Below are 21,744 nucleotides of genomic sequence, written 5' to 3' on the forward strand. Positions count from 1 at the left end.
GGGCGCCGAAAAGAAGAAAGGCGACCGCGTTGCCGCGACCGCCCTTCTGATTTGTCGGTTCGGTGAAAGCCGTCAGTGGCCTTCGATCACCGCGCCGACCGATCCCCAGACGTAGATCGATGCGAACAGGAACAGCCAGACCACGTCGACGAAGTGCCAGTACCAGGCAGCCGCCTCGAAGCCGAAATGCTGCTTGGGCGTGAAGTCGCCTTTCCAGGCGCGGATCAGGCAGACCAGCAGGAAGATGGTGCCGATGATGACGTGGAAGCCATGGAAGCCGGTCGCCATGAAGAAGGTGGCGCCGTAGATGGAATCCTTGAAGCCGAACGGAGCGTGCATGTACTCGTAGGCCTGCACCATGGTGAACAGCATGCCGAGGCCGACGGTCAGCACCAGGCCGTTGATCAGGCCCTTGCGGTCGCCATGGATGAGCGAATGGTGCGCCCATGTCACCGTGGTGCCCGACAGAAGCAGGATGATGGTGTTGTAGAGCGGCAGATGGAAGGGATCGAGGACTTCGAGACCCTTCGGCGGCCAGACGCCGCCAGTGAAAGCGGTGCGGGCGTAATTCTGCACTTCGCTCGGAAACAGGCTGGCATCGAAATAGGCCCAGAACCAGGCAACGAAGAACATCACTTCCGAAGCGATGAACATGATCATGCCGTAGCGCAGATGCAGCGACACGACGCGCGTGTGGTGGCCCTCATGCGCTTCCTTGATGGTGTCCGACCACCAGGCAAACATCGTGTAGAGGACGATGACCAGGCCGATGAAGAACAGCCATGGGTTCGCGATGTTGTGGCCGAAAATCGGAAAATCGCCGTTCTTGAGATACTGCATCAGGGCGACGCCGCCGACTGCAGTCACCAGCGCGCCGATCGACCCCAGGAAGGGCCACGGGCTCGGGTTGACGAGATGGTAGTCGTGTTGTGGTTTTGCGTGCGCGTCTGCCATATCAACCCCCGAGATTTGCTTCGGTATCTGAAACTTTGCTGCTGCTGTCCGGCGTCGATGACGCCACCGGCTTGTTCTTTTGGACCGGGAACATCGTGTAGGACAGGGTGATCGTCTTCAAGTCCTTCAGTTCCGGCACGTTGACGATATCGGGATCCACATAGAACACGACCGGCATGTCCAGCGTCTCGCCGGGCTTCAGCGTCGTGTCGGTGAAGCAGAAACACTCGACCTTGTTGAAGTAGGGGCCTGCCAGTTCCGGCTGCACGTTGAAGGTGGCGCGGCCGGTAACGGCGCGGTCGAACTTGTTGGTGGCGCTGTAATGCGCCTGCGTGGTCTCGCCGATCTTGATGGTGACCGAACGGGCGACCGGCTGGAACTGCCACGGAATGCCGTTGGTGTTGGCGTCGAAGCGCACGGTGATGTCGCGGTCGAGGATGCGGCCGGCATATTGCTTTTCGGCGCGCTGCGTCGTGCCGCCATAGCCGGTGGCCTGGCAGAACATCTTGTAGAGCGGCACCGCGGCGTAGGCCATGCCGATCATGCCGCCGAAGAAGGCGACGCAGACGGCGGCGACGACGCGGTTGGTGTTCTTCTTCCTGGGATCGGTCACGGTCTGGCGGGTCATCATCGGCCTCATCCGGTATGGCCGAATTTCACGATGGTCGCGACGTAGAAGATGACGACCAGAATCGCCAGCGCGACGCCGATCGCCGCCGAACGGTTGCGCCGCGCCTTCTTCTGGCTTTCGGTCAGCGTGACCAGTTCAAGCTTCTTGTCGATCATGGTCATGCTCCACCGATGGCCAAAGCGCGACCGACGACACAGTCGGCAAGATAGATGGCGAAGATGGCGAAGAGGTAGAGCAGCGAATAGGCGAACAGAGCCTTGGCCGGCTTCATGACGCGGTCGCTATCGGTCATGCACAGCACTTTCCAGGCATACCAGACGAAGCCGGCGCCGAGAGCCACTGATGCGACACCATAGATGGCGGTGGTGAAACCGAGCAACCAGGGCAGCACGCCGATCGGCGCCAGGATCAGGGCGTAGGCAAAGATCTGGCGGCGGGTCGAGGCCTGGCCGGCAACGTTCGGCATCATCGGGATGCCAGCCTTGGCGTAGTCGTCGGACTTGAACAGCGCCAGCGCCCAGAAGTGCGGCGGCGTCCACAGGAAGATGATCAGGAACAGGACGAGGCTTTCCAGGCTCACCGTTCCGGTCACCGCGGCCCAGCCGATGACCGGCGGGATGGCGCCGGCGGCGCCGCCGATGACGATGTTCTGCGGCGTCGAGCGCTTCAGCCACATCGTGTAGACGACGGCGTAGAAGAAGATGGTGAAGGCAAGCAGCGCCGCCGACAGCCAGTTGACCAGCACGCCCAGCGTCATCACCGACAGCACCGAAAGCACAAGGCCGAAGCTCAGGGCTTCGCCGGGCAGGATGCGGCCGGAGGGTACCGGGCGGCCGGCGGTCCGGCTCATTACTGCGTCGATGTCGGCGTCGTACCACATGTTGAGCGCACCAGAGGCGCCGGCGCCGATGGCAATGGCCAGGATGGCGATCACCGCCAGCAGCGGGTTGATGGTCACGGGTGCAGCGACCATGCCGACAAAGGCCGTGAACACCACCAGCGACATGACGCGCGGCTTCAGCAGGGCGAAGAAATCGCCCGACGTGGCTTCCGACATGCGAAAGCCCGCTTCGTCAATCATTGGGTCGTCGACAAGGGCCATGCGTACATAAGTCCAATCATTCCGTTGGCCGAAACCGCCGGCGGGCCGGCGGTTTCGTATTCGGGCTGCCTTACTTGATCTTCGGCAGCTGTTCCCACTGGTGGAAGGGCGGCGGCGAAGGCAGCTGCCATTCGAGCGTCGTTGCACCCTCGCCCCACGGATTGGCGCCGGCGACGCGCTTCTTCTGGAAGGCCTCGAACACGCCATAGAGGAAGATCACCACGCCGACGGCCGATATATAGGAGCCGTAGGACGACACCATGTTCCAGCCGGCGAACGCGTCGGGATAGTCGATGGTGCGGCGCGGCATGCCGGCCAGGCCGAGGAAATGCTGCGGGAAGAAGATCAAATTGACGCCGACGAAGGTGACCCAGAAGTGGGTGTTGGCGATCACCGGCGAGTACATGTAGCCGGTCATCTTGGGGAACCAGTAGTACCAGCCGGCGAAGATGGCGAAGACCGCACCCAGCGACAGCACATAGTGGAAGTGGGCAATGACGAAATAGGTGTCATGCAGCGAGCGGTCGAGGCCCGCATTGGCGAGCTGGACGCCGGTGACGCCGCCGACCGTGAACAGGAAGATGAAGCCCAGCGCCCACAGCATCGGCGTCTTGAACGAGATCGAGCCGCCCCACATCGTCGCGATCCAGGAGAAGATCTTCACGCCTGTCGGTACGGCGATGACCATGGTGGCGAAGACGAAGTAGCGCTGCGTGTCGAGCGACAGGCCGGTCGTGTACATGTGGTGCGCCCAGACGATGAAGCCGACGGCGCCGATCGCGACCATGGCGTAGGCCATGCCGAGATAGCCGAACACCGGCTTCTTCGAGAAGGTCGAGACGATGTGGCTGATGATGCCGAAGCCCGGCAGGATCAGGATGTACACTTCGGGGTGACCAAAGAACCAGAACAGATGCTGGAACAGGATCGGATCGCCGCCGCCATCCGGGGCGAAGAAGGTGGTGCCGAAATTGCGGTCGGTAAGCAGCATGGTGATGCCACCGGCCAGAACCGGAAGCGACAAGAGCAGCAGGAAGGCGGTGATCAGAACCGACCAGGCAAATAGCGGCATTTTGTGCAGCGTCATGCCCGGCGCGCGCATGTTGAAAATGGTGGTGATGAAGTTGATGGCGCCGAGGATCGAGGACGCGCCGGCAATGTGGATCGACAGGATCGCCAGATCCATGGCCGGCCCGGGCTGGCCGGAGGTCGACAGCGGCGGATAGAGCGTCCAGCCGCCGCCAACGCCATAGGCGCCGGGCGCGCTCGGCATGAAAGCCGAAGCGATGAGCAGCAGGAAGGCCGGCGGCAGCAGCCAGAACGAGATGTTGTTCATGCGCGGGAAGGCCATGTCAGGCGCGCCGATCATGATCGGCACCATCCAGTTGGCGAAGCCGCCGATCAGCGCCGGCATGACCATGAAGAAGATCATGATCAGCGCGTGCGCGGTGCCGAAGGCGTTGTACATGCTCTTGCCGCCGTCGATGGCGGCATCGCCGTTCATGCCATAGACCATCTGCGCCAGACCGGTGAAGATCTGGATGCCCGGCTCCTGCAGCTCCATGCGGATGACGACCGAAAGCGCGCCGCCGACGATGCCCGCGAAGATCGCGAAGATCAGGTAGAGCGTGCCGATGTCCTTGTGGTTGGTGGAGTACACCCACCGGACCCAGCCATGATAGGGCTTGTGGTCGTGGTCGTCGTGAGCTGCAGCTTCTGCCATGGTCGGCTCCGTTCCCTAATTCTTGCTAACCCGCGGCATCAATTGCCGGCGGCCGCTACCTTGTTGGTACCGTCGACCTCGGCCATCAGCGCCTTGTTGGCGCCGGGGAGGTCGGTCTTGGCTGCTGCCAGCCAGGTCTTGTACTGCGCATCGGATACGACGCGGACGGCGATCGGCATGAAGGCATGGTCCTTGCCGCAGAGCTGCGAGCACTGGCCGTAATAGATGCCTTCCTTTTCCGCCTTGAACCACGTCTCGTTGGTGCGGCCGGGAACCGCGTCCATCTTGATGCCGAAGGCCGGAACGGCAAAGGAATGGATCACGTCGGCTGCGGTAACCAGGACGCGCGTCATGGTGTTGACCGGCACGACCAGCTCGTTGTCGACCGCCAGCAGGCGCGGATAGACCTTGCGGTCTTCCTTGCCGATCGCGGCGCGGTCGGCGTCCTGCAGAATGGCCGAGTTGAAGGAGAGCGTGTTCTCGGTCTGGTACTCATAGTCCCAGTTCCACTGATTGCCCGTTACCTTGACGGTCAGCTTGGCCTCTTCCGGCGGCGTGTACTGCGCCGTCAGCAACTGGAACGAGGGAATGGCGATGAACAGCAGGACGACGACCGGCCCGACTGTCCAGATGATCTCGATCAGCGTGTTGTGGCTGGTCTTGGACGGAACCGGGTTTTTGCTGGCGCGGAACCTGAAGATGCACCAGGCGAGAAGCGCCAGAACCAAAGCAGTGATCGGGACGACGAACCACATCGTGTAGTTCCCGAACCACTCGATCTGCCGCATCATGTCTGTCGCCGGCGGCTGAAAAGTCATCTCCCACGGCTGCGGCTGGGCCGCATGGGCGGAGGCACCGGCGAAAAATGCGGCGGCGGCGCCTGCCGTTGCCATCAATTTGGCGCTTGCTGGGAATTTTCTCATCGCCCTCTTCATCTCCCGGTTCCTCGCGATCGCGACGCAAGAATATCGAACAATGCCGGGATGGGAATCCCGGACAGTCCCAAGGGTGGTTCAAACCATACTCTATTTCCCTCCGCAAGAAAGGAGCGGGCGAAACCGTGCGGCATTTTTGCGCGCAAGTGCTGCCGCGCTGTTTCGACGGCCTCGTGGCCCGCGCGGGTCGTCGACAGACAGGCTATGCGGGCTTGTGTCCGGAATGCGCCCGACGGTCGCAATTCGGGCGAATTTGCTAGGGAAAAGCTCATTATTGCGCCTGCCGGGGCTGACCGGCGGTCGCCCTATCCTTTACTTGGCCTTGGCGCGGCTTAAAGTGCCGTGATTCGCAATGGAGCCGTCATGACCTCTTGGCTTTCGAGAAACGCCTGGCATTCGAAGAGCGCCTGGCATTCGAAAAGCGCTTGGCTTTCGAGAAGCGGGGCGAAGGTCGTTTTTCTCGCCGCCCTGATCGGTATCGGCTCGTCCGCAACCGGCGTCGCCAATGCAGCGCAGCCCAGCGGCACGGTCAAGTCAACGCATGGCGCGTGGTCGATCATCTGCGACACGCCGGCCGGCGCCACCTCGGAACAATGCGTGATGATGCAGAACGTCGTTGCCGAGGATCGCCCGGAAATGGGACTGTCCGTCGTCGTCCTGCGCACCGCCGACAACAAGGCCGAGATCCTGCGCGTGCTGGCCCCGCTCGGCGTTCTGCTGCCCAATGGCCTGGGCCTCAATGTCGACGGCAAGGATATTGGCCGCGCCTATTTCGTGCGCTGCTTCCAAGACGGCTGCTATGCCGAGGTCATTCTCGAAAAGCCGCTGCTCGATACGCTGAAGACCGGGACGTCGGCCACCTTCATCGTCTTCCAGACGCCGGAAGAAGGCATCGGCATCCCCGTCGACCTCAAGGGCTTCGCCGACGGTTTTGCCGCCCTGCCCTGAGCTTGATGCTTGCGAAACCGTCTTTCCTCACAATTCCCACGGGTTTGATCTTTGGCTGTGGGGGTCATCATGCGTGCTTGTTCTTTGCTTTTGTCGACCGGTCTAATCCTGACCGGCGCCGTTTCCGTCGCCTTTGCCGAGGATTCCGAAATCATCACGGCGCCCGATCCGGCCGTCATTTTCGAGCTTGCGAAAGGCTATGGCTCGGCCAAGATGGACAAGGACGACGGGGCGATCCGATGGTCTCGGGCCGGCTTCAGGGCATGAAATATGTCATCTACTTCTATGGCTGCGAAAACCATGAGAAGTGCAAGTCGATCCAGTTCTCCTCGGGCTATACCGACCCCTTCACGGCCGACCAGGCCAATGAATGGAACAAGAAATATCGCTGGGTGAAGGCCTTTTCGGGTGACGGGTCGAACTTCAAGATGGACGTCATGTTCAGGGGCGGGGCTACCCGCTCCTACCGGCTGCGGATCGTCATTGCGGATTGTGCAGGCGCGTCTTCGCGCCTACATCGTGGCAACACCATTCCTCCTGTGAGCGGACCTGCCATGAACAGCCTGACCGGCCAATTCGACATTTCAGATGATCGCATCAAGCGGATCGTCGCCGACACACTGAACGGCGCCGATGACGGCGAACTGTTCCTCGAATACAGCGAGAGCGAAGCGCTGATGTTCGACAATGGCCGGCTGAAGACCGCCAATTTCAACACCGACCAGGGTTTTGGCCTGCGCGCCGTGGCCGGCGAGGCCAGCGGCTACGCCCATTCCAGCGATCTTTCCGAGGCGTCGCTGCTGCGCGCGGCGGACGCTGTCTCGACCGTCAAGGGCGGCTATTCCGGCACGCTTGCCGCGGCGCCCGCGCGCACCAACCGCCATCTCTATGGCGAGGAGAACCCGATCCCCTCGCCCTCCTTCGAGGTCAAGGCCAAGCTGTTGCAGGAAATCGACGCATGGCTGCGTGCCGAGGATCCGCGCGTGCGCCAGGTGACGGCCTCGCTCGCGGCGTCCTGGCAGCATGTCGAGATCGTGCGCGCCGACGGCCAGATCGTGCGCGACATCCGCCCGCTGGTCCGCATCAACGTTTCCGTCGTCGTCGGCGACGGCGACCGCCAGGAAAGCGGCTCCTATGGCATGGGCGGGCGCAAGGCGTTCGGCGAGTTCCTGGTCGAGGACGCCTGGAAGCAGGCGGCCAGGGAGGCGCTCAGGCAGGCGCTGGTCAATCTCGAAGCCATTCCCGCGCCGGCCGGAACGTTCGACATCGTTTTGTCCAGCGGCTGGCCGGGCGTGATGCTGCACGAAGCCGTCGGCCACGGGCTGGAGGGCGACTTCAACCGCAAGAAGACCTCCGCCTTTGCCGGCCTGCTCGGCCAGCAGGTCGCCGCCAAGGGCGTTACCGTGGTCGATGACGGCACCATGCCCGAGCGGCGGGGTTCGCTGACCGTCGACGATGAAGGCACGCCTTCGGCCCGCAATGTGCTGATCGAGGACGGCAAGCTTGTCGGCTACATGCAGGACCGCCAGAACGCCCGGCTGATGGGCATGAAAGCCACGGGAAACGGCCGGCGCGAAGGCTATGCGCACCAGCCGATGCCGCGCATGACCAACACCTATATGACGGCAGGCGACATGGAGCCGGACGAGATCATCGCCTCGGTCAAGAACGGCATCTATGCCGTATCCTTCGGCGGCGGCCAGGTCGACATCACCTCGGGCAAGTTCGTGTTCGGCTGCACCGAGGCCTACATGATCGAAAACGGCAAGGTGACGCAGCCGATCAAGGGCGCCATGCTGATCGGCAACGGACCGGACGCCATGCACCGCGTTTCGATGATCGGCAACGACATGAAACTCGACACCGGCATCGGCATGTGCGGCAAGGCCGGACAAGGCGTGCCGGTCGGCGTCGGCCAGCCGCATCTCAGGATGAACCAGATGACCGTCGGCGGCACCAGGGTTTGAGCGAGGAGACGTCGGCGGGCTTGAATAGTTCCCCTCACAGGGATATCTTACCTTTGTCTTACACAAGGGTAATACCGCAATGGGTGCAATAGAAAAGCTTATAACGACCGTCTCGACCAAGGGACAAGTCATCCTGCCCAGCGCTATCCGCAAACGGAGGGACTGGGGCGCGGGCACGCGCCTGCAGGTCGAAGACACACCGGACGGTGTACTTTTGAGACCGGCGCCTGCCTTTGCCCCGACACGACCAGAAGATGTCTTTGGTGTCCTGCCGCACAGTGGCAGACCGAAGACCTTGGAGGAGATGGACGCGGCCGTCCTTGCTGAAGCACGGCGGCGCCATGCTCGCGATTGATACCAACGTTGTCGTCAGGTATCTGACGAACGACGATCCCGAGCAGTCCCCGCGAGCCCGGCGGCTGATCGACGGTCAGCCCGTTTTCGTCGCCGTCACGGTGATCCTGGAGGCTGAGTGGGTGCTGCGCAGCGGCTATGGTTATGATCAGGCCTCGATCGTCAATGCACTGCGGGTGTTCGGCGGGCTTCCCACTGTCGAGATAGAGGATGCTGCGATCGTCTCTTCCGCGGTCGATCTAGCCGAGACGGGAATGGATTTCGCCGATGCGCTCCATCTGGGCAAGTCCTCGCACTGCTCAGCATTTGTGTCCTTCGACCGTAAGTTCATCAAGGCCGCACAAGCGGCCGGGTACGAAAGCGTTCGCGAAGGCTAGTTTACCAGCCGGCTACGTCTTGCGGGGGGCGGCAAACTCAAGCACGGCCTTGTGAAAATCGGCGGATTAACGTCGCCGTTTCGGCTTCTCCAGCAGCGCCACGGCCTCGACATGCGGCGACCACAGGAACTGGTCGATGGGCGTGACGCTCTTCAAGATGTAGCCGCCGTCAATCAGGATGCGCAGGTCGCGTGCCAGCGTCACCGGATTGCAGGAGACGGCGGCGACGAACGGCACATCCGAGCGGGCGATCTGCTTCGACTGGTCCTCGGCACCGGCGCGCGGCGGGTCGAAGACGACGCCATCGAAAGCATTCAGCTCCTTGAACGTCAGCGGCCGCCGGAACAGGTCGCGGCGTTCGCCGGTTACCCGCTTCAGGCCGGTGGCGAAGCGCGATCCGCGGTCGAGCGCCGAAAGGGCTGCCGCGTCGCCTTCGACCGCGTGGACTTCGGATTTGGCCGCCAGCCGAAGCGCAAAGCTGCCGCAGCCGGCGAAAAGATCCGCGACTTTCCTGGCCCGCTTCAGATGTCCGCCAACGAGATCGGCCATCGTCTGCTCGGCGGCTTGCGTTGCCTGCAGGAAGGCGCCAGGCGGTATGGCGACAGCGACGGTGCCGAACATGACCACCGGCTTTTTCGGCTCGATGACGATCTCGTCGTCGATCGAAAGCCGGGCAAAGCCATTGGCCATGATGAAGTTGGAGGCGACCCGGCGCTGGTTCTCGCCCAGCTTGCCCGACTCATAGACAGCGACGTCAAGCCCCGAGCCCGTCACAGTGACCGCCATCCGGAACGATTTGGTGGTGGCACAAACCAGGTCGGCGACCGACCTCAAGCGATCGAGCGCGGCAACGATCTCCGGCAGCGAGATCGGACATTCCTCGATGGGGATGATTTCCGGCGAAAGATGGCGATGGAAGCCAAGCAGCATGCCTGTGTCGGCGCGCCTGGCGGCAAGCACGACGCGGCGGCGTGTGTGTGGCGCACACGGCACCAGGGCGCCGATGTCGCCGGCAATGCCTTTCAAAGCGTGCACGACCTTGTCGCGTTTCCATTGCTGGTAAGCGTCGGCTTGCAGATGCTGGACGGCGCAGCCGCCACATTCGGTGAAATGCCGGCAGGCCGGATCGATACGCAGCGGCGACGTCTCCAATACCGCCATCAGCATGGCGCGATCCCTCTCGCGCGCGGCGGTGACGGTCTCGCCGGGCAGGGTGAAGGGAATGAACAGCTCGCCGGTTTCCGTCTCGGCGACGCCGTCGCCCTGCGAACCCAGTCTCTTGATGGTGAAGCCCGTGCTCATCGGTCCTTGATCCCGGCATCCTTGGTCCCGGCATCCTTGATCCCGGCATCCTTGATCCCGGCAAGCAGGAATTCGCGGTTGCCGTCCCCGCCTTCGATCGGCGACATGTGCAAGCCCAATGTACGCCAGCCAGGGACGCCTTCGAGCCATTCCTGCAGCAAGCCGGCCACACGGGCGGCGTCATAAGGGTCTTTCAAAAGACCGCCCTTGCCGATCGCCTCGCGGCCGGCCTCGAATTGCGGCTTGACCAGAAACACCGCACGAGCGCCGTCCCGTGCCAATGCCAACGCCGGTGGCATCGCCAGTTTCAACGAGATGAAGCTGACGTCGGAGACGATGAAATCGGGGATACGGCCGCCGAGATCGGCAGCCGCGAGCTCGCGAGCGTTGAGGCCCTCGATAACCGTCACGCGCGGGTCGCCCGCAATGTCGGGATGCATCTGGCCGTGGCCGACATCGATGGCAGTGACATGGGCCGCGCCGCGTTCGAGCAGCACCTGCGTGAAGCCGCCTGTCGAGGCGCCGATATCGAGGGCTTCACTGCCCGCGGGATCGAGACTGAAATGGTCGAGCCCGGCGATCAGCTTCAGCGCCGCGCGTGAGACATAACCCTGCGCCGGGTCGTCGATGACGATGAGACAGTGCGGCAGAACCGTCCGGCCGGGCTTGCGGGCGACCACGCCGTCGACCGTCACGGTGCCGCGCTCGACCGCGTCGCGGGCGCGCGAGCGGCTCGCAAACAGGCCGCGCTGGACGAGCAATTCGTCGAGCCGCTGGCGTGTGCTGGCTGGCAGAGGGGAGTTCATCGGCCTTCATGGCGAAAGCCGGCCGCGAAGGCAAGGACATTGGCATAGGAGGACGTCGAGACCCGGGCCGCAAGCCAGTCCGCCCGGTTGAATAGCGCAGCCAGTCCGGCAAGATGTAGAGGCTCAGGCAATGCGGAGGAAGACGAATGCTGACGGGAACCTGCCATTGCGGCGCCGCCCACTGGACCCTGGAAGGCGATCCCGGCCCGATCACGGCCTGCAATTGCACGCTTTGCCGCCGCTATGGCACACTCTGGGCCTATGACTTTGTCGACGAGCGTATCCGGCTTGTGGGGCCTGTGCAGTCCTACACCCGCGCTGGCAAGGAGACGCCGTCGCTGGAAATACTGTTTTGCCCGACATGTGCCTGTGTGCTTGCCTGGCGCGGTTTGCGCCGCAGCGACAGCGGCCGCACGCGGATCGCCGTCAATGTCAGGCTGGCACCGCCGGAGGCGGTCGCCGACCTGCCGATCGACCATTTCGACGGGCTGGACACTTATGACGACCTGCCGCGCGATGGGCGCTGCGTGCGCGATATGTGGTTTTAGAAGATCGTGCGTGAGACCTGCCGTTCAACGGCCGGCATCAGGCCGTCGCTTCCGTCATCTGAAGCCTGCTTGCGCGGGCGCTCGACAGCAACGACTGGTGCGTCCGGCACGACGACAAGCTGCGGAACCTGCTTGTAGGAAAAAGCGCCCCTGATATCGCCCATCTTGCGGGCGACGATGCCTGCCACCGCCTGTTCGAGCTTGCGGTCATAGCGCGTCTCGGCCATGGCCGGCGCGGCGATGACGGCCAAAAGGGCCGCGCCGCACAGAAGCGTTCGCATTGTTTTTAACTCCCTGCCTGGAGGCAGTTCTAGCAGGGCGGCGTTGAAAAACGGCCAAAAGAGACGGTGAGCGAAACGCCAAAGAGAAGCGTTAACAAAGTGTCAGGCTTGCACAGGCACCTGCTTCAGCTGCGTGAGGTTTGATTCAGGCGCGCTGCGCGCGCGCGGAATGGCCGAGCGCGACGAACACGGTGCGCACGATGCCGGCCGCGTCAAGCCCGGCATCGGCATACATTTTTTCCGGCTTGGCGTGGTCGGTGAACTCGTCCGGCAGCACAAGCGGCCGAACTTTCAGACCGCTTTCCAGCAAGCCTTCATGGGCGAGGAACTGCAGCACGTGGCTGGCGAAACCGCCGACAGCGCCCTCTTCCACCGTCACCAGCACTTCGTGCGAGCGGGCGAGACGGCGGATCAAATCCTCGTCCAGCGGCTTGGCGAAACGGGCGTCCGCAACCGTCGTCGAAAGCCCTGCCGCGCCGAGTTCCTCGGCCGCCAGCAGACAGTCCTGCAGTCTTGTGCCAAAGGACAGAAGCGCCACCTTGGTGCCTTCCCTGACGATGCGGCCCTTGCCAATTTCGAGCACCGAGCCGCGCTCCGGCATGTCGACGCCGACGCCATTGCCGCGCGGATAGCGGAAGGCGATCGGGCCTTCGTCATAATAGGCGGCGGTGCGCACCATGTGGCGAAGCTCCGCCTCGTCGGCGGCCGCCATCACCACGAAGCCCGGCAGCGTCGCCAGGAAGGTGGTGTCGAAGGCGCCGCAATGAGTGGCGCCGTCGGCGCCGACGAAACCGGCGCGGTCGATCGGGAAACGCACCGGCAGTTTCTGGATCGCCACATCATGGACGACCTGATCGTAGGCGCGCTGCAGGAAGGTCGAATAGATGGCGGCGAAGGGCTTGTAGCCCTCGCTGGCGAGGCCGGCGGCGAAGGTCACGGCATGTTGCTCGGCAATGCCGACATCGAAGGTCCGGGTCGGAAACGCTTCGCCGAACAAATCGAGGCCGGTGCCGTTCGGCATGGCGGCGGTGACGGCGACGATACGTTCGTCCAGGCGGGCTTCCTGGACCAGGCTTTCGGCAAACACCTTGGTGTAGGCCGGCGCATTGGCCGGGGCCTTGGTCTGCGCGCCGGTGATGACGTCGAACTTGTTCACGCCATGATATTTGTCGGCCGCAGCCTCGGCCGGCGCGTAGCCCTTGCCCTTCTGGGTCACGACATGGATCAGCACCGGACCGTCGGCATGGTCGCGGACGTTCTTCAGCACCGGGATCAGATGCTCGAGATTGTGGCCGTCGATCGGGCCGATATGGTAGAAGCCAAGCTCCTCGAACAGCGTGCCGCCGGTGACGTAGCCGCGCGCATGCTCGACCGCCCGCTTGATGGCGCGATCGGCACGCTTGCCGAGATAGGAGGTCAGTTTCTTGCCGAAGTCGCGCAGGCCAAGATAGGTCTTGCCAGAGGCAAGCCGCGCCAGATAGGCGCTCATGGCGCCGGTCGGCGGCGCGATCGACATGTCGTTGTCGTTGAGAATGACGATCAGGCGAGCATCGAGCGCGCCGGCATTGTTCATGGCTTCATAGGCCATGCCGGCAGACATGGCGCCGTCGCCAATGACGGCAATGACATTGTTGTGGCCGCCGGAGAGGTCGCGCGCCATGGCCATGCCGAGGCCAGCGGAAATGGAGGTCGAGGAGTGCGCGGCGCCGAACGGGTCGTATTCGCTCTCGGCGCGACGGGTGAAGCCAGACAGGCCGCCTTCTTGCCTGAGCGTTCGGATGCGGTCGCGGCGGCCGGTCAGGATCTTGTGTGGATAGGCCTGGTGGCCGACATCCCAGATCACGCGGTCTTCCGGCGTGTTGAAGACATAGTGCAGCGCCACCGTCAGTTCGACGACACCGAGGCCAGCGCCGAGATGCCCGCCCGTATGCGAGACGGCATCGATCAGCTCGGCGCGCAGCTCCGAGGCCAGCTGCGGCAGCTCGCTTTCGTCAAGCTTCTTCAGGTCGGCTGGAATGCGGACCTTGTCGAGAAGCGGCGTATGCAGCGTTGCGTTCACTGTTAAGGGCCTGCTCAGCTATGATGCGCGTCGATCATGGCGAAATATGCCTGCGTCGCCCGAATGTAAATGCGTGTCAGTGACGCGGGTGATGCTGACGTTAATTGTCCGGTAACGGAATGAACTCTTCCTCATCTCCAGGAACGATATCGAAGCGGCCCGTCTTCCATTCCTGCTTGGCCTGTTCGATGCGTTCCTTCGACGACGAGACGAAGTTCCACCAGATGTGGCGCGGAGAGCCGAGCGAAGCGCCGCCGAAGAGCATGAAATGGGCGCCGCGCTCGGACGACACGACGATCTCGTCGCCAGGCCGGAACACCAGCAGCCGTTCGGCCGGAAAACGGTCGCCCGAGATTGAGACATCGCCGTCCAGCGTGTAGATGGCGCGTTCCTCGGCGTCGGCGGGAATTTTGACGCTGGCGCCGGGCGCCAGCCTCAGATCGGCGTAGAGCGTCTCGGTGTCGGCTCTTACCGGCGAGCGCAGTCCCTGGAAATCGCCGATCACCACGCGGCCGGAAACACCTTCGGCGTCGATCTCGGGCAGAAGGAGCGCGGCCGTGTTCTCGAACACCGGCGCCACTTCCTCCTTGCCGTCGGGCAAAGCCAGCCATGTCTGCAGGCCGGAGACCGACATCGGCGCGCCGCGCAGTTCTTCGGGCGTGCGCTCGGAATGGACAATGCCGCGGCCGGCGGTCATCAAATTCACGTCGCCGGGCTGGATGACCATCTCGGTGCCGAGCGAATCGCGGTGCCTGATATTGCCGTCGAACAGATAGGTGACGGTGGAAAGCCCGATATGCGGGTGCGGGCGCACATCCATCGCCTGCCCGGCGCGCAAGATGGCCGGCCCCATGCGGTCGAAGAAGATGAAGGGACCAACCAGCCGCCGCTTTGCCGTCGGCAGAGCGCGGCGAACCTGGAAGCCGCCAATGTCCTTGGCGTTTGGAATGACCATGAGCTCGATCTGGTCGCTGGCGAAGGCATCGCCAGGCTCAGGGTCCTTGCCGGGGAAGAAACTCATCTGGATGTCTTCAGGCGAAGCGGAGCGCCGATTTGGCTTTTGCCTTGGCCGCCACCTCTTCGCGATTGCGCGGATGATGCGTGGTTTCCAGCGAATGCAGCAATTCATGCGCCGATTCGGCGATCGCCTCGACGGCGCGGTCGAAGGCTGCCTGGTTGCGCTGCGAGGGGCGCGTCGTTCCGCTCAGTTTGCGCACGAATTGAAGGGCGGCGTCGCGGATCTCGTCATGGGTCGCCGGCGGCTCGAAATTGAACAGGGTCTTGATGTTTCTGCACATGCTTGAACTCCTATCTGCTTTATGCCCGCCCCATTCCACTACTCCGCGTCGAGCGGCTCCGTTCCCACCGGTTTGCCATCACGCGACAGCCTGATCTTCTCGACCTTGTCTTCGGCCGCCTTCAGCAGCCGGTCGCAATGGGCCTTCAGCGCCTCGCCGCGCTCATAGATCTTGATCGACTGGTCGAGCGGCACGTCGCCGCGTTCGAGATCATCGACGATCTTCTCCAGCGCGTCGAGTGCCTGCTCGAAGCTCATCGCCTTGACGTCTTCATTTGCTTCGCCAGCCATACTTTACCCCTTCATCAGCCGCCCGACATGGGCGGCCACCGAAAATGCCAGTCCTTGCAGATCGTAGCCGCCCTCGAGCAGGCTGACGAGCCGGTTGCCGCTGTGGCGCCCGGCGCGCTCCAGCAGTTGGCCGGTCGCCCAGTCGAAATCGCCCTCGTTGAGGTTGATCTCGGCCAGCGGATCGCGATGGTGGGCGTCGAAACCGGCGGAAATGATGATCAGATCGGGCGCGAAATTGTCGAGCGCCGGCAGGACGCGCGACAGCAAGGCATCGCGAAAGACCTCTGAGCCGGTCTGTGGCGCCAGCGGCGCGTTGACGATGTTACCGGCGCCGGTTTCGGTCTTGGCCCCCGTGCCGGGATAGAGCGGCATCTGGTGCGTCGAACAATAGAGCACCGACGGATCGTCCCAGAAGATGTCCTGCGTGCCGTTGCCGTGATGGACGTCCCAGTCGACGATGGCGACGCGCTCAGCGCCGTGTTTCTTCTGCGCATAACGCGCGGCGATGGCCGCGGTGTTGAACAGGCAAAAGCCCATCGCCGTGGTCTTTTCGGCATGGTGGCCGGGCGGACGCGCGGCGACGAAGGCGTTGGCGACACGGCCCTCGAAGACATCGTCTACGGCGGCATTGGCCGCGCCGATGGCGGTCACCACCGCCTGCCAGCTTTTCGGGCTGGCGCTGGTGTCGGCGTCGATCGGGGCAATGCCGCTTTCAGGGATCGCGGCGCGGACCCGAGCCACGAAATCCTCAGGGTGGGCATAGAGGATCGTCGCCTCGTCGCCTTGCGGCGCCGTGACCCGATCGAGCGCCGCAAAGGCCTCGTCATCGAGCACGCGCTCGATGGCGCGCAAGCGGTCGGGTCGCTCCGGATGACCGGGCGGCGTCAGATGTTCGAGGAAGATCGGATGGGTGTAGAGCCTTGTGACCATGACCCGATATAGGCGCGCCCGGCCGCTTTGACCATGGTTTGACGCCGCGCCGCCCCGACGTTCAACAGGGTTTAGGTGCTCGGCTGCGTCCAGCGCGAGCCGCCGAATGAGGCCAGCGCCTTGTCCCTGAGCTCCCGGAACTTGGACGACGCCTCGGCCAGCCGCTGGTCCCATTCGGCGTTCGGCACCTGGCCTTCAATCGTCCTAAAATAGACCTGCATCAGGCAGGCGATGGCGAAGGGTTCGATGAATGCCGCCTTGAAGGCCCAGGCCAGCAGGATCGCCAGCACGAAGGCCCAGCCGCCGAGCTGCCCCGGGATGAACCACATGATGGCGGCGGCCGGCGCCAGCATCAGCAGGAAGATGACGAAGGACACGCCCCACATGATCACCGCCAGCCAGACGGCGTTCTTGACCATGGTCTTGCCGTTCTGGGCATAGAGCACGACGCCTTGCCGCGCCGTCTCGAAGGGCGAGGACGAGTTGATGCGGATGTTGTAGCCGAGGATGATCTCGTCGACATAGGTCAGCGACAGGCGGATGACTGTGTTGATGAAAGCGACCAGGCCGCCGAGGCCCGGAATGGGCAGGAAGGCGGCGATGCCGCCGATCAGGCCGGTGATGGCGCGGATGGCGCCCTTGACCAGCTGGTCGAGCACGAAAAGGATGTTGGCCTCGGCGAAACGCTCCTTCACAACATCCTTGGCGTAGGCGATCTGGTCCTGGCCATTGGGAACGTCCCTACCGTCGATCAGATGGACCATGACGGCGATATGGCCGGCTTTGACGACGTAGAGGATGTATTCGCGGATCCAGTAAAGCGCGATCGAAACGACGCCAATGCCGACGATGCCGCCCCAGAGTGCAAAGGACAGCGGCCCGTCGGGATCGGTGGAGATGTGGCCGACGCCATAGCCGACCGAGGCGCCGCTGCCGGTCGCCACGATATAAGCCAGCGTGATGCCGAAATAGACGATCATGCGAAAGACGATGAACGGCCATGTCCTGATCATGATGGACACCGACCTGCCGATTTCGAAATCCCACATGCGCCCGAATCTCCCCTCAGAGAATGGACGGCGAGGATGATCCCGGGCCTGGAATTGTCAACATCGGCAAATCCCGAGTCGTGGGTCAGTTTGAAATCTGAAGGTGATAGTCGAACTCCCAGCGTCCCAGCCTCGTTAGTTGCGCAGCTATCGCGTCCCATGTATCGCCCTCGGTAGCTGCGCAACGATCTATGAGAAACTTTTCCAGTTCAGCGTAGTCGAATCTGAGCATGAAAATTACGCTGTCTCCAGAAAACACGTTGCCGCTTTGCGAGCGAAGAAAATAGTTCGGAGAGCAGACTGTCGCCGTAAATGCGTCGGCGCTCGCATCTCCTTCTGGGCCCGCGTAGAAATCTATAGTAATGGAAAAGTCGGTGGGATCGCGCGGCTTCCACGTGTCAAGGGCGAATGTGCCAGCTTTGGTCTCTACAACTCGGTGACCCTTGTATTGTGCTCTCATAGGGGCAATTCTCCACGCTTTCTATAGGTGCCCGCACCATCGGCTTCTCAGCTTCCTTCGCCTCGATCAGCGCAACGATGTCCGCAATCTCAAACTGATCCACTGCCAAAATGCCGGGTCTCGGCGGTGAGATTTCAGACCGGCTGAGGACCCTGCTTCTTCAGCAACCCTTCGAGCAACTGTTTGAAGGCCGCCACCACGGTCTTCGACGTCGCTTCGGGGTCGCTCGAATTGGCGATGCGCTGCGCCGCCTGGCTGCTGGCGCCGTTGATCAGCCGCGCGGCGGTTTCGGGGTCGACACCGGGGACGACCACCCCCTCCTGCTGCAGAGCGGTCAGATGATCGGTCATTGAACCGACGCAGGCATTGGCATTCGGCCATTGCGCCGGATCCCCCAGCACGGCCGGGCCATCCCTGAACATGATGCGCTGGATTTCGGGCTCCAGCGCCATTTCGATATAGGTCGTGCATTCGTCGACGAAATGCTGCCAGCGGGTCGGCGCTTTCGACGCGATCTCATTTATGCGAACCGCCATCTCGCCATCGATTTCGGCGATGACCGCCTGCAGCAGCCCCTTCTTGTCGCCGAAATGATGGTAGAGCGCGCCGCGCGTCAGCCCGGCCGAGGCGGTGAAATCGTCCATCGACGCCTCGGCATAGCCGATCGTACCGAAGGCATGGCGGGCCGCCGTGATCAGCTTGGCGCGCGTTTCGGCGATCATCTCCTTGCGGGGTCTGTGCATGGTTCTGGCCTTATTCACATACGCATCGTATGCCAATTGACATACGCCGCGTATGCACTATCTTACAATCATACGCATCGTATGTAATTGTTGAATTGGCCTTTGTCGAGGAGCCCGCAATGCAAAACCCCTACGCCGAAATCTTTCGTGCCCCCGGAGCCAAGGGCTTTGCCAGCGCCGGCTTCCTGGCGCGCCTGCCGATCGCCATGGCGCCGATCGGACTCGTGGCGATGCTGTCGCAAACGCATGGCGAATACTGGCTGGCCGGCGCCGTCGCGGCGACCTTCGCGCTGAGCAATGCTTTCGTGGCGCCGCAAATCTCAAGGCTGGTCGACCGGCTCGGCCAGACGCGTATCGTTGTTCCCACCACCATTGTCACCGTGATCGCCTTTGCGGTGCTGATTGCGGCAGCCAATCAGGACTGGCCGCTATGGACATTGTTCGTGTCGGCATTGGCGGCTGCCGCCATGCCCAGCATGCCGGCCATGGTGCGCGCGCGTTGGACCGAGATTTTCCGCGGCCGGCCGCAGATGAACACCGCTTTCGCCTTCGAGTCGGCTGCGGACGAACTCGTCTACATCGCAGGCGCATCGCTGTCGGTGGGCTTGAGCGCCGCCCTCTTCCCCGAAGCTGGTGTTCTGGTGAGCACGCTGTTCCTCGCCATCGGCTCGACAGCTTTCATCCTGCAGCGCTCGACCGAGCCGCAAGTGCGGCCGGTGGATCGTGTCACAAGCGGCTCGGCAATCCGGCTGCGCCCAGTGCAGATCATCACCTTCGCCCTGATCTTCGTCGGCACCACCTTCGCGACGACGGAAGTGAGCACGGTGGCGATCACCAAGGAACTCGGCCAACCGGGCGCCGCCAGCCTCGTTATCGGGGTCTATGCGCTGGGATCGTTCGTGCTCGGCCTCGTTGTCGGCGCGCTCAATCTGAAAGCACCGTTGCAGCGCCAACTGGCCATCGCGGTCGCTCTTGTCGCGCTCGGCACATTGCTGCCCCTAACGGCCGGCACCGTGCCGCTCTTGGCGCTGGCCGTGTTCATCAGCGGCGTGGCGATTTCGCCGACCTTCATCACCGCCTTCGGCCTGATCGAGCGGCACGTGCCGGAAGCGATGCTGACCGAGGGGATCACCTGGGTGATGACCGGGATTGGCATCGGCATGGCGCTGGGCTCGTTTGCCGCCGGCGCCGTCGTGGACGCCTTTGGAGCTCAGAACGGGTTCTGGGTCTCGGTGGCGGCCGGCACTATCGCACTGGTCACGGTGCTCGCCGGCCAGCGCAGCCTGGCCACCCATGAATGCGAGCTGGACGGATGCGACGCGGCCGCCGTTCCCGCGGAATAGGAGCACAAGCGTCCGGTTCAGCTCACGGAACGGACGCCGTTCACCTTGAAGAAGCCGGGCTTCCTAGGAGTGTTCAAACCTGTTGCGAATCTCGTCCCCATCAACAACGACGACGGGACTTCCCAGTGTCTCGACCATATCCGGGTTCAGATGGGGTATTGTTTCAGCGCGCCCGACCATCGGCGGACATTCTCCGGCGCAATACACGACCGAGCTGGTGACACGCAGGATTTTCCACAGCGCTTCGTAGAGGCGCGGATCGTCGGGCGGCCGCGCGACGGTGAAGCCTGAACATCGCGAGGCATCGCCGGGGTCGAAATTGAGATAGAGGTCGGCCGACGACGCATCGTCATAGGCGACGACCCAGCAGGTGAATTCAGGTTCACGCCTGGTGACGAACGGCGCGAAGGCATCCTCGACGATCGATGTGGGGAAGTAGCTCTCTTCGCCATCTTCAAAGCAATTGAGATAGGCCTCGAAGCTCATCCGACCGCCCCCTGTCCCCTAGAAAATCTCGGTCTTGGCGATATGAATGCCAAAGCCCTCAAGCCCGACATAGTGGCGTTCGCGCGAGGCGATCAAATTGATCGAGGAGATGCCGAGATCCTTGAGAATCTGCGCGCCGAGGCCGATTTCTCGCCACTCGTTCTCACGGCGGCGGGCCTCTTCGTGGTCCTCACGGTCGGCACTCATCGGCCGGTTGCGCTCCTGATGGGCGACGCCGACCGAACCCTCTCGGAGGTAAACGATGACGCCGCGCTTGCGTTCGCCCATCGCCTTCATAATGGCGTCGAGCCGGTGGCTGGTGCCGAACACGTCGGTCACCACATCCTCCGAATGCAGCCGCACCGGCACGTCCTCGCCGTCACGGATGTCGCCGAAAACGACCGCGACATGGTGCATGGAATCCCAGGGCAGCGTGTAGGTGAAGACCTGTGCCTTGCCGCCGAGTGTGTCGATTTCGGAGCAGGCGACGCGTTCGACCAGCGTTTCCTTGCGCTGCCGGTAGGCGATGAGGTCGGCGACCGAAACCTGCTTGAGGCCATGTTCCTCGGCAAAGCTCGCCACCTGCGGGCCGCGCTTGACGGTGCCGTCGTCATTGACCAACTCCGAGATCACGCCAACCGGCGGCAGGCCGGCAAGCTTGCAGAGATCGACCGCGGCTTCGGTATGGCCCGAACGCATCAGCACGCCGCCTTCCCTAGCGATCAGCGGGAAGATGTGGCCGGGGCGAACGAAATCCGAACCGCCGACATTGCCGTTGGCCAGGTTGCGCACGGTCAGCGTGCGGTCCTCGGCCGAAATGCCGGTGGTGGTGCCATGCTTGAAATCGACGCTGACGGTAAAGGCCGTGGTGTGGGCGGAATCATTGTCGGCGACCATTGGCTGCAGATTGAGCCGCTTGGCCTCCTCGCGCGGCATCGGCGTGCAGACGATGCCGGAGGTGTGACGGATGATGAAGGCCATTTTCTCCGGGCTGCAATGCACGGCGGCAACGATCAGGTCGCCCTCGTTCTCACGCCCGTCATCGTCCATGACGACGACGATCTCGCCGCGCTCGAAGGCGCGGATGGCTTCGACGATTTTCTTCTGATCGTATGGCATTGGCTCGCTTCGCTCGCAGGGAATAGGGGTTGGGCAGTA

At 63.0% G+C, this 21,744-nt stretch carries 26 protein-coding genes; 7 read left to right on the top strand and 19 right to left on the bottom strand.

All coding sequences use genetic code 11. The features are described from left to right. Window positions 1–72: 72 nt before the first annotated feature. From NKL06_RS07125 to coxB, 6 genes are all read right to left on the bottom strand, one after another. On the bottom strand, window positions 73–954 hold the full coding sequence (locus NKL06_RS07125; RefSeq protein ID WP_023668416.1) for a cytochrome c oxidase subunit 3: 882 nt from the start codon (window positions 952–954) through the stop codon (window positions 73–75). Between the two features lies 1 nt (window position 955). Then, a complete protein-coding gene (locus NKL06_RS07130; protein WP_023692073.1) occupies window positions 956–1,582 on the bottom strand; it encodes a cytochrome c oxidase assembly protein in 627 nt (208 codons plus the stop codon). Between the two features lie 8 nt (window positions 1,583–1,590). Beyond that, entirely contained in the window at window positions 1,591–1,746 is a 156-nt protein-coding gene (locus tag NKL06_RS07135) for a cytochrome c oxidase system small membrane protein (RefSeq protein ID WP_023668418.1), read from the bottom strand. Continuing rightward, window positions 1,743–2,687, bottom strand: coding sequence for a heme o synthase (locus tag NKL06_RS07140; RefSeq protein WP_023692074.1), 945 nt, complete (start codon window positions 2,685–2,687; stop codon window positions 1,743–1,745). The genes NKL06_RS07135 and NKL06_RS07140 overlap by 4 nt, the downstream gene beginning before the upstream one ends. Before the next feature lie 70 nt (window positions 2,688–2,757). Then, on the bottom strand, window positions 2,758–4,410 hold the full coding sequence (gene ctaD / locus NKL06_RS07145) for a cytochrome c oxidase subunit I (RefSeq protein ID WP_023668420.1): 1,653 nt from the start codon (window positions 4,408–4,410) through the stop codon (window positions 2,758–2,760). 38 nt (window positions 4,411–4,448) lie between these two features. Beyond that, on the bottom strand, window positions 4,449–5,345 hold the full coding sequence (coxB, locus tag NKL06_RS07150) for a cytochrome c oxidase subunit II (protein ID WP_050485823.1): 897 nt from the start codon (window positions 5,343–5,345) through the stop codon (window positions 4,449–4,451). A 363-nt stretch (window positions 5,346–5,708) separates the two neighbouring features. Between coxB and NKL06_RS07155 the strand changes: the two genes are divergently transcribed. The 5 genes from NKL06_RS07155 to NKL06_RS07175 all read left to right on the top strand — a co-directional run bounded on the left by NKL06_RS07155 (window position 5,709) and on the right by NKL06_RS07175 (window position 8,991). After that, window positions 5,709–6,293: an invasion associated locus B family protein gene (locus tag NKL06_RS07155; RefSeq protein WP_023668422.1), complete on the top strand. Its 585-nt coding sequence runs from the start codon at window positions 5,709–5,711 to the stop codon at window positions 6,291–6,293. A 69-nt stretch (window positions 6,294–6,362) separates the two neighbouring features. Further along, window positions 6,363–6,560 (top strand): hypothetical protein, encoded by a 198-nt coding sequence (locus NKL06_RS07160; RefSeq protein ID WP_155923284.1) that lies wholly within the window; start codon window positions 6,363–6,365, stop codon window positions 6,558–6,560. Further along, the gene (tldD, locus tag NKL06_RS07165; protein WP_245267098.1) at window positions 6,557–8,260 is read left to right on the top strand and encodes a metalloprotease TldD; all 1,704 of its coding nucleotides are present in this window, start codon (window positions 6,557–6,559) and stop codon (window positions 8,258–8,260) included. The genes NKL06_RS07160 and tldD overlap by 4 nt, the downstream gene beginning before the upstream one ends. 79 nt (window positions 8,261–8,339) lie before the next feature. After that, a complete protein-coding gene (locus NKL06_RS07170) occupies window positions 8,340–8,615 on the top strand; it encodes an AbrB/MazE/SpoVT family DNA-binding domain-containing protein (RefSeq protein WP_081725433.1) in 276 nt (91 codons plus the stop codon). Next, the gene (locus tag NKL06_RS07175; protein ID WP_023692077.1) at window positions 8,602–8,991 is read left to right on the top strand and encodes a type II toxin-antitoxin system VapC family toxin; all 390 of its coding nucleotides are present in this window, start codon (window positions 8,602–8,604) and stop codon (window positions 8,989–8,991) included. The genes NKL06_RS07170 and NKL06_RS07175 overlap by 14 nt, the downstream gene beginning before the upstream one ends. Window positions 8,992–9,057: 66 nt before the next feature. On the opposite strand, the gene NKL06_RS07180 is transcribed toward NKL06_RS07175, so the two are convergent. After that, window positions 9,058–10,293, bottom strand: a complete 1,236-nt coding sequence (locus NKL06_RS07180; RefSeq protein WP_023668426.1) for a class I SAM-dependent RNA methyltransferase — start codon at window positions 10,291–10,293, stop codon at window positions 9,058–9,060. Then, window positions 10,290–11,099 carry a TlyA family RNA methyltransferase gene (locus NKL06_RS07185; RefSeq protein ID WP_023692078.1) on the bottom strand — a complete coding sequence of 270 codons (810 nt, stop codon included), beginning with the start codon at window positions 11,097–11,099 and terminating at the stop codon, window positions 10,290–10,292. Before NKL06_RS07185 ends, NKL06_RS07180 begins: the two co-directional genes overlap by 4 nt. 146 nt (window positions 11,100–11,245) lie before the next feature. On the opposite strand from NKL06_RS07185, the gene NKL06_RS07190 reads away from it, so the two are divergent. Beyond that, window positions 11,246–11,647, top strand: coding sequence for a GFA family protein (locus tag NKL06_RS07190; RefSeq protein WP_023692079.1), 402 nt, complete (start codon window positions 11,246–11,248; stop codon window positions 11,645–11,647). On the opposite strand, the gene NKL06_RS07195 is transcribed toward NKL06_RS07190, so the two are convergent. From NKL06_RS07195 to NKL06_RS07235, 9 genes are all read right to left on the bottom strand, one after another. After that, entirely contained in the window at window positions 11,644–11,928 is a 285-nt protein-coding gene (locus tag NKL06_RS07195) for a hypothetical protein (protein ID WP_023668429.1), read from the bottom strand. The genes NKL06_RS07190 and NKL06_RS07195 overlap by 4 nt on opposite strands. 145 nt (window positions 11,929–12,073) lie before the next feature. Further along, the gene (gene dxs / locus NKL06_RS07200; protein WP_023685414.1) at window positions 12,074–13,987 is read right to left on the bottom strand and encodes a 1-deoxy-D-xylulose-5-phosphate synthase; all 1,914 of its coding nucleotides are present in this window, start codon (window positions 13,985–13,987) and stop codon (window positions 12,074–12,076) included. Between the two features lie 100 nt (window positions 13,988–14,087). Continuing rightward, window positions 14,088–15,008 carry a pirin family protein gene (locus NKL06_RS07205; RefSeq protein WP_023685413.1) on the bottom strand — a complete coding sequence of 307 codons (921 nt, stop codon included), beginning with the start codon at window positions 15,006–15,008 and terminating at the stop codon, window positions 14,088–14,090. A gap of 10 nt (window positions 15,009–15,018) precedes the next feature. Further along, window positions 15,019–15,285 (bottom strand): DUF2277 domain-containing protein, encoded by a 267-nt coding sequence (locus NKL06_RS07210; protein ID WP_023668432.1) that lies wholly within the window; start codon window positions 15,283–15,285, stop codon window positions 15,019–15,021. Window positions 15,286–15,323: 38 nt separating this feature from the next. Then, on the bottom strand, window positions 15,324–15,575 hold the full coding sequence (locus NKL06_RS07215; RefSeq protein WP_023668433.1) for an exodeoxyribonuclease VII small subunit: 252 nt from the start codon (window positions 15,573–15,575) through the stop codon (window positions 15,324–15,326). A gap of 3 nt (window positions 15,576–15,578) precedes the next feature. Continuing rightward, a complete protein-coding gene (locus NKL06_RS07220; protein ID WP_023692080.1) occupies window positions 15,579–16,505 on the bottom strand; it encodes a histone deacetylase family protein in 927 nt (308 codons plus the stop codon). 71 nt (window positions 16,506–16,576) lie between these two features. Then, window positions 16,577–17,554: a hypothetical protein gene (locus NKL06_RS07225; RefSeq protein WP_023692081.1), complete on the bottom strand. Its 978-nt coding sequence runs from the start codon at window positions 17,552–17,554 to the stop codon at window positions 16,577–16,579. 85 nt (window positions 17,555–17,639) lie between these two features. Beyond that, window positions 17,640–18,014 carry an Imm8 family immunity protein gene (locus NKL06_RS07230; RefSeq protein WP_023692082.1) on the bottom strand — a complete coding sequence of 125 codons (375 nt, stop codon included), beginning with the start codon at window positions 18,012–18,014 and terminating at the stop codon, window positions 17,640–17,642. A 134-nt stretch (window positions 18,015–18,148) separates the two neighbouring features. Then, window positions 18,149–18,757, bottom strand: coding sequence for a TetR/AcrR family transcriptional regulator (locus NKL06_RS07235; RefSeq protein WP_023692083.1), 609 nt, complete (start codon window positions 18,755–18,757; stop codon window positions 18,149–18,151). A gap of 119 nt (window positions 18,758–18,876) precedes the next feature. On the opposite strand from NKL06_RS07235, the gene NKL06_RS07240 reads away from it, so the two are divergent. Further along, window positions 18,877–20,100: an MFS transporter gene (locus tag NKL06_RS07240; RefSeq protein ID WP_023692084.1), complete on the top strand. Its 1,224-nt coding sequence runs from the start codon at window positions 18,877–18,879 to the stop codon at window positions 20,098–20,100. A gap of 63 nt (window positions 20,101–20,163) precedes the next feature. On the opposite strand, the gene NKL06_RS07245 is transcribed toward NKL06_RS07240, so the two are convergent. Continuing rightward, a complete protein-coding gene (locus tag NKL06_RS07245) occupies window positions 20,164–20,586 on the bottom strand; it encodes a hypothetical protein (RefSeq protein ID WP_023692085.1) in 423 nt (140 codons plus the stop codon). Between the two features lie 18 nt (window positions 20,587–20,604). Next, window positions 20,605–21,705 (bottom strand): 3,4-dihydroxy-2-butanone-4-phosphate synthase, encoded by a 1,101-nt coding sequence (ribB, locus tag NKL06_RS07250; RefSeq protein WP_023685407.1) that lies wholly within the window; start codon window positions 21,703–21,705, stop codon window positions 20,605–20,607. Window positions 21,706–21,744 lie beyond the last annotated feature (39 nt).

This window comes from Mesorhizobium sp. C268A, from assembly GCF_040324475.1.
Classification (GTDB): Bacteria; Pseudomonadota; Alphaproteobacteria; order Rhizobiales; family Rhizobiaceae; genus Mesorhizobium.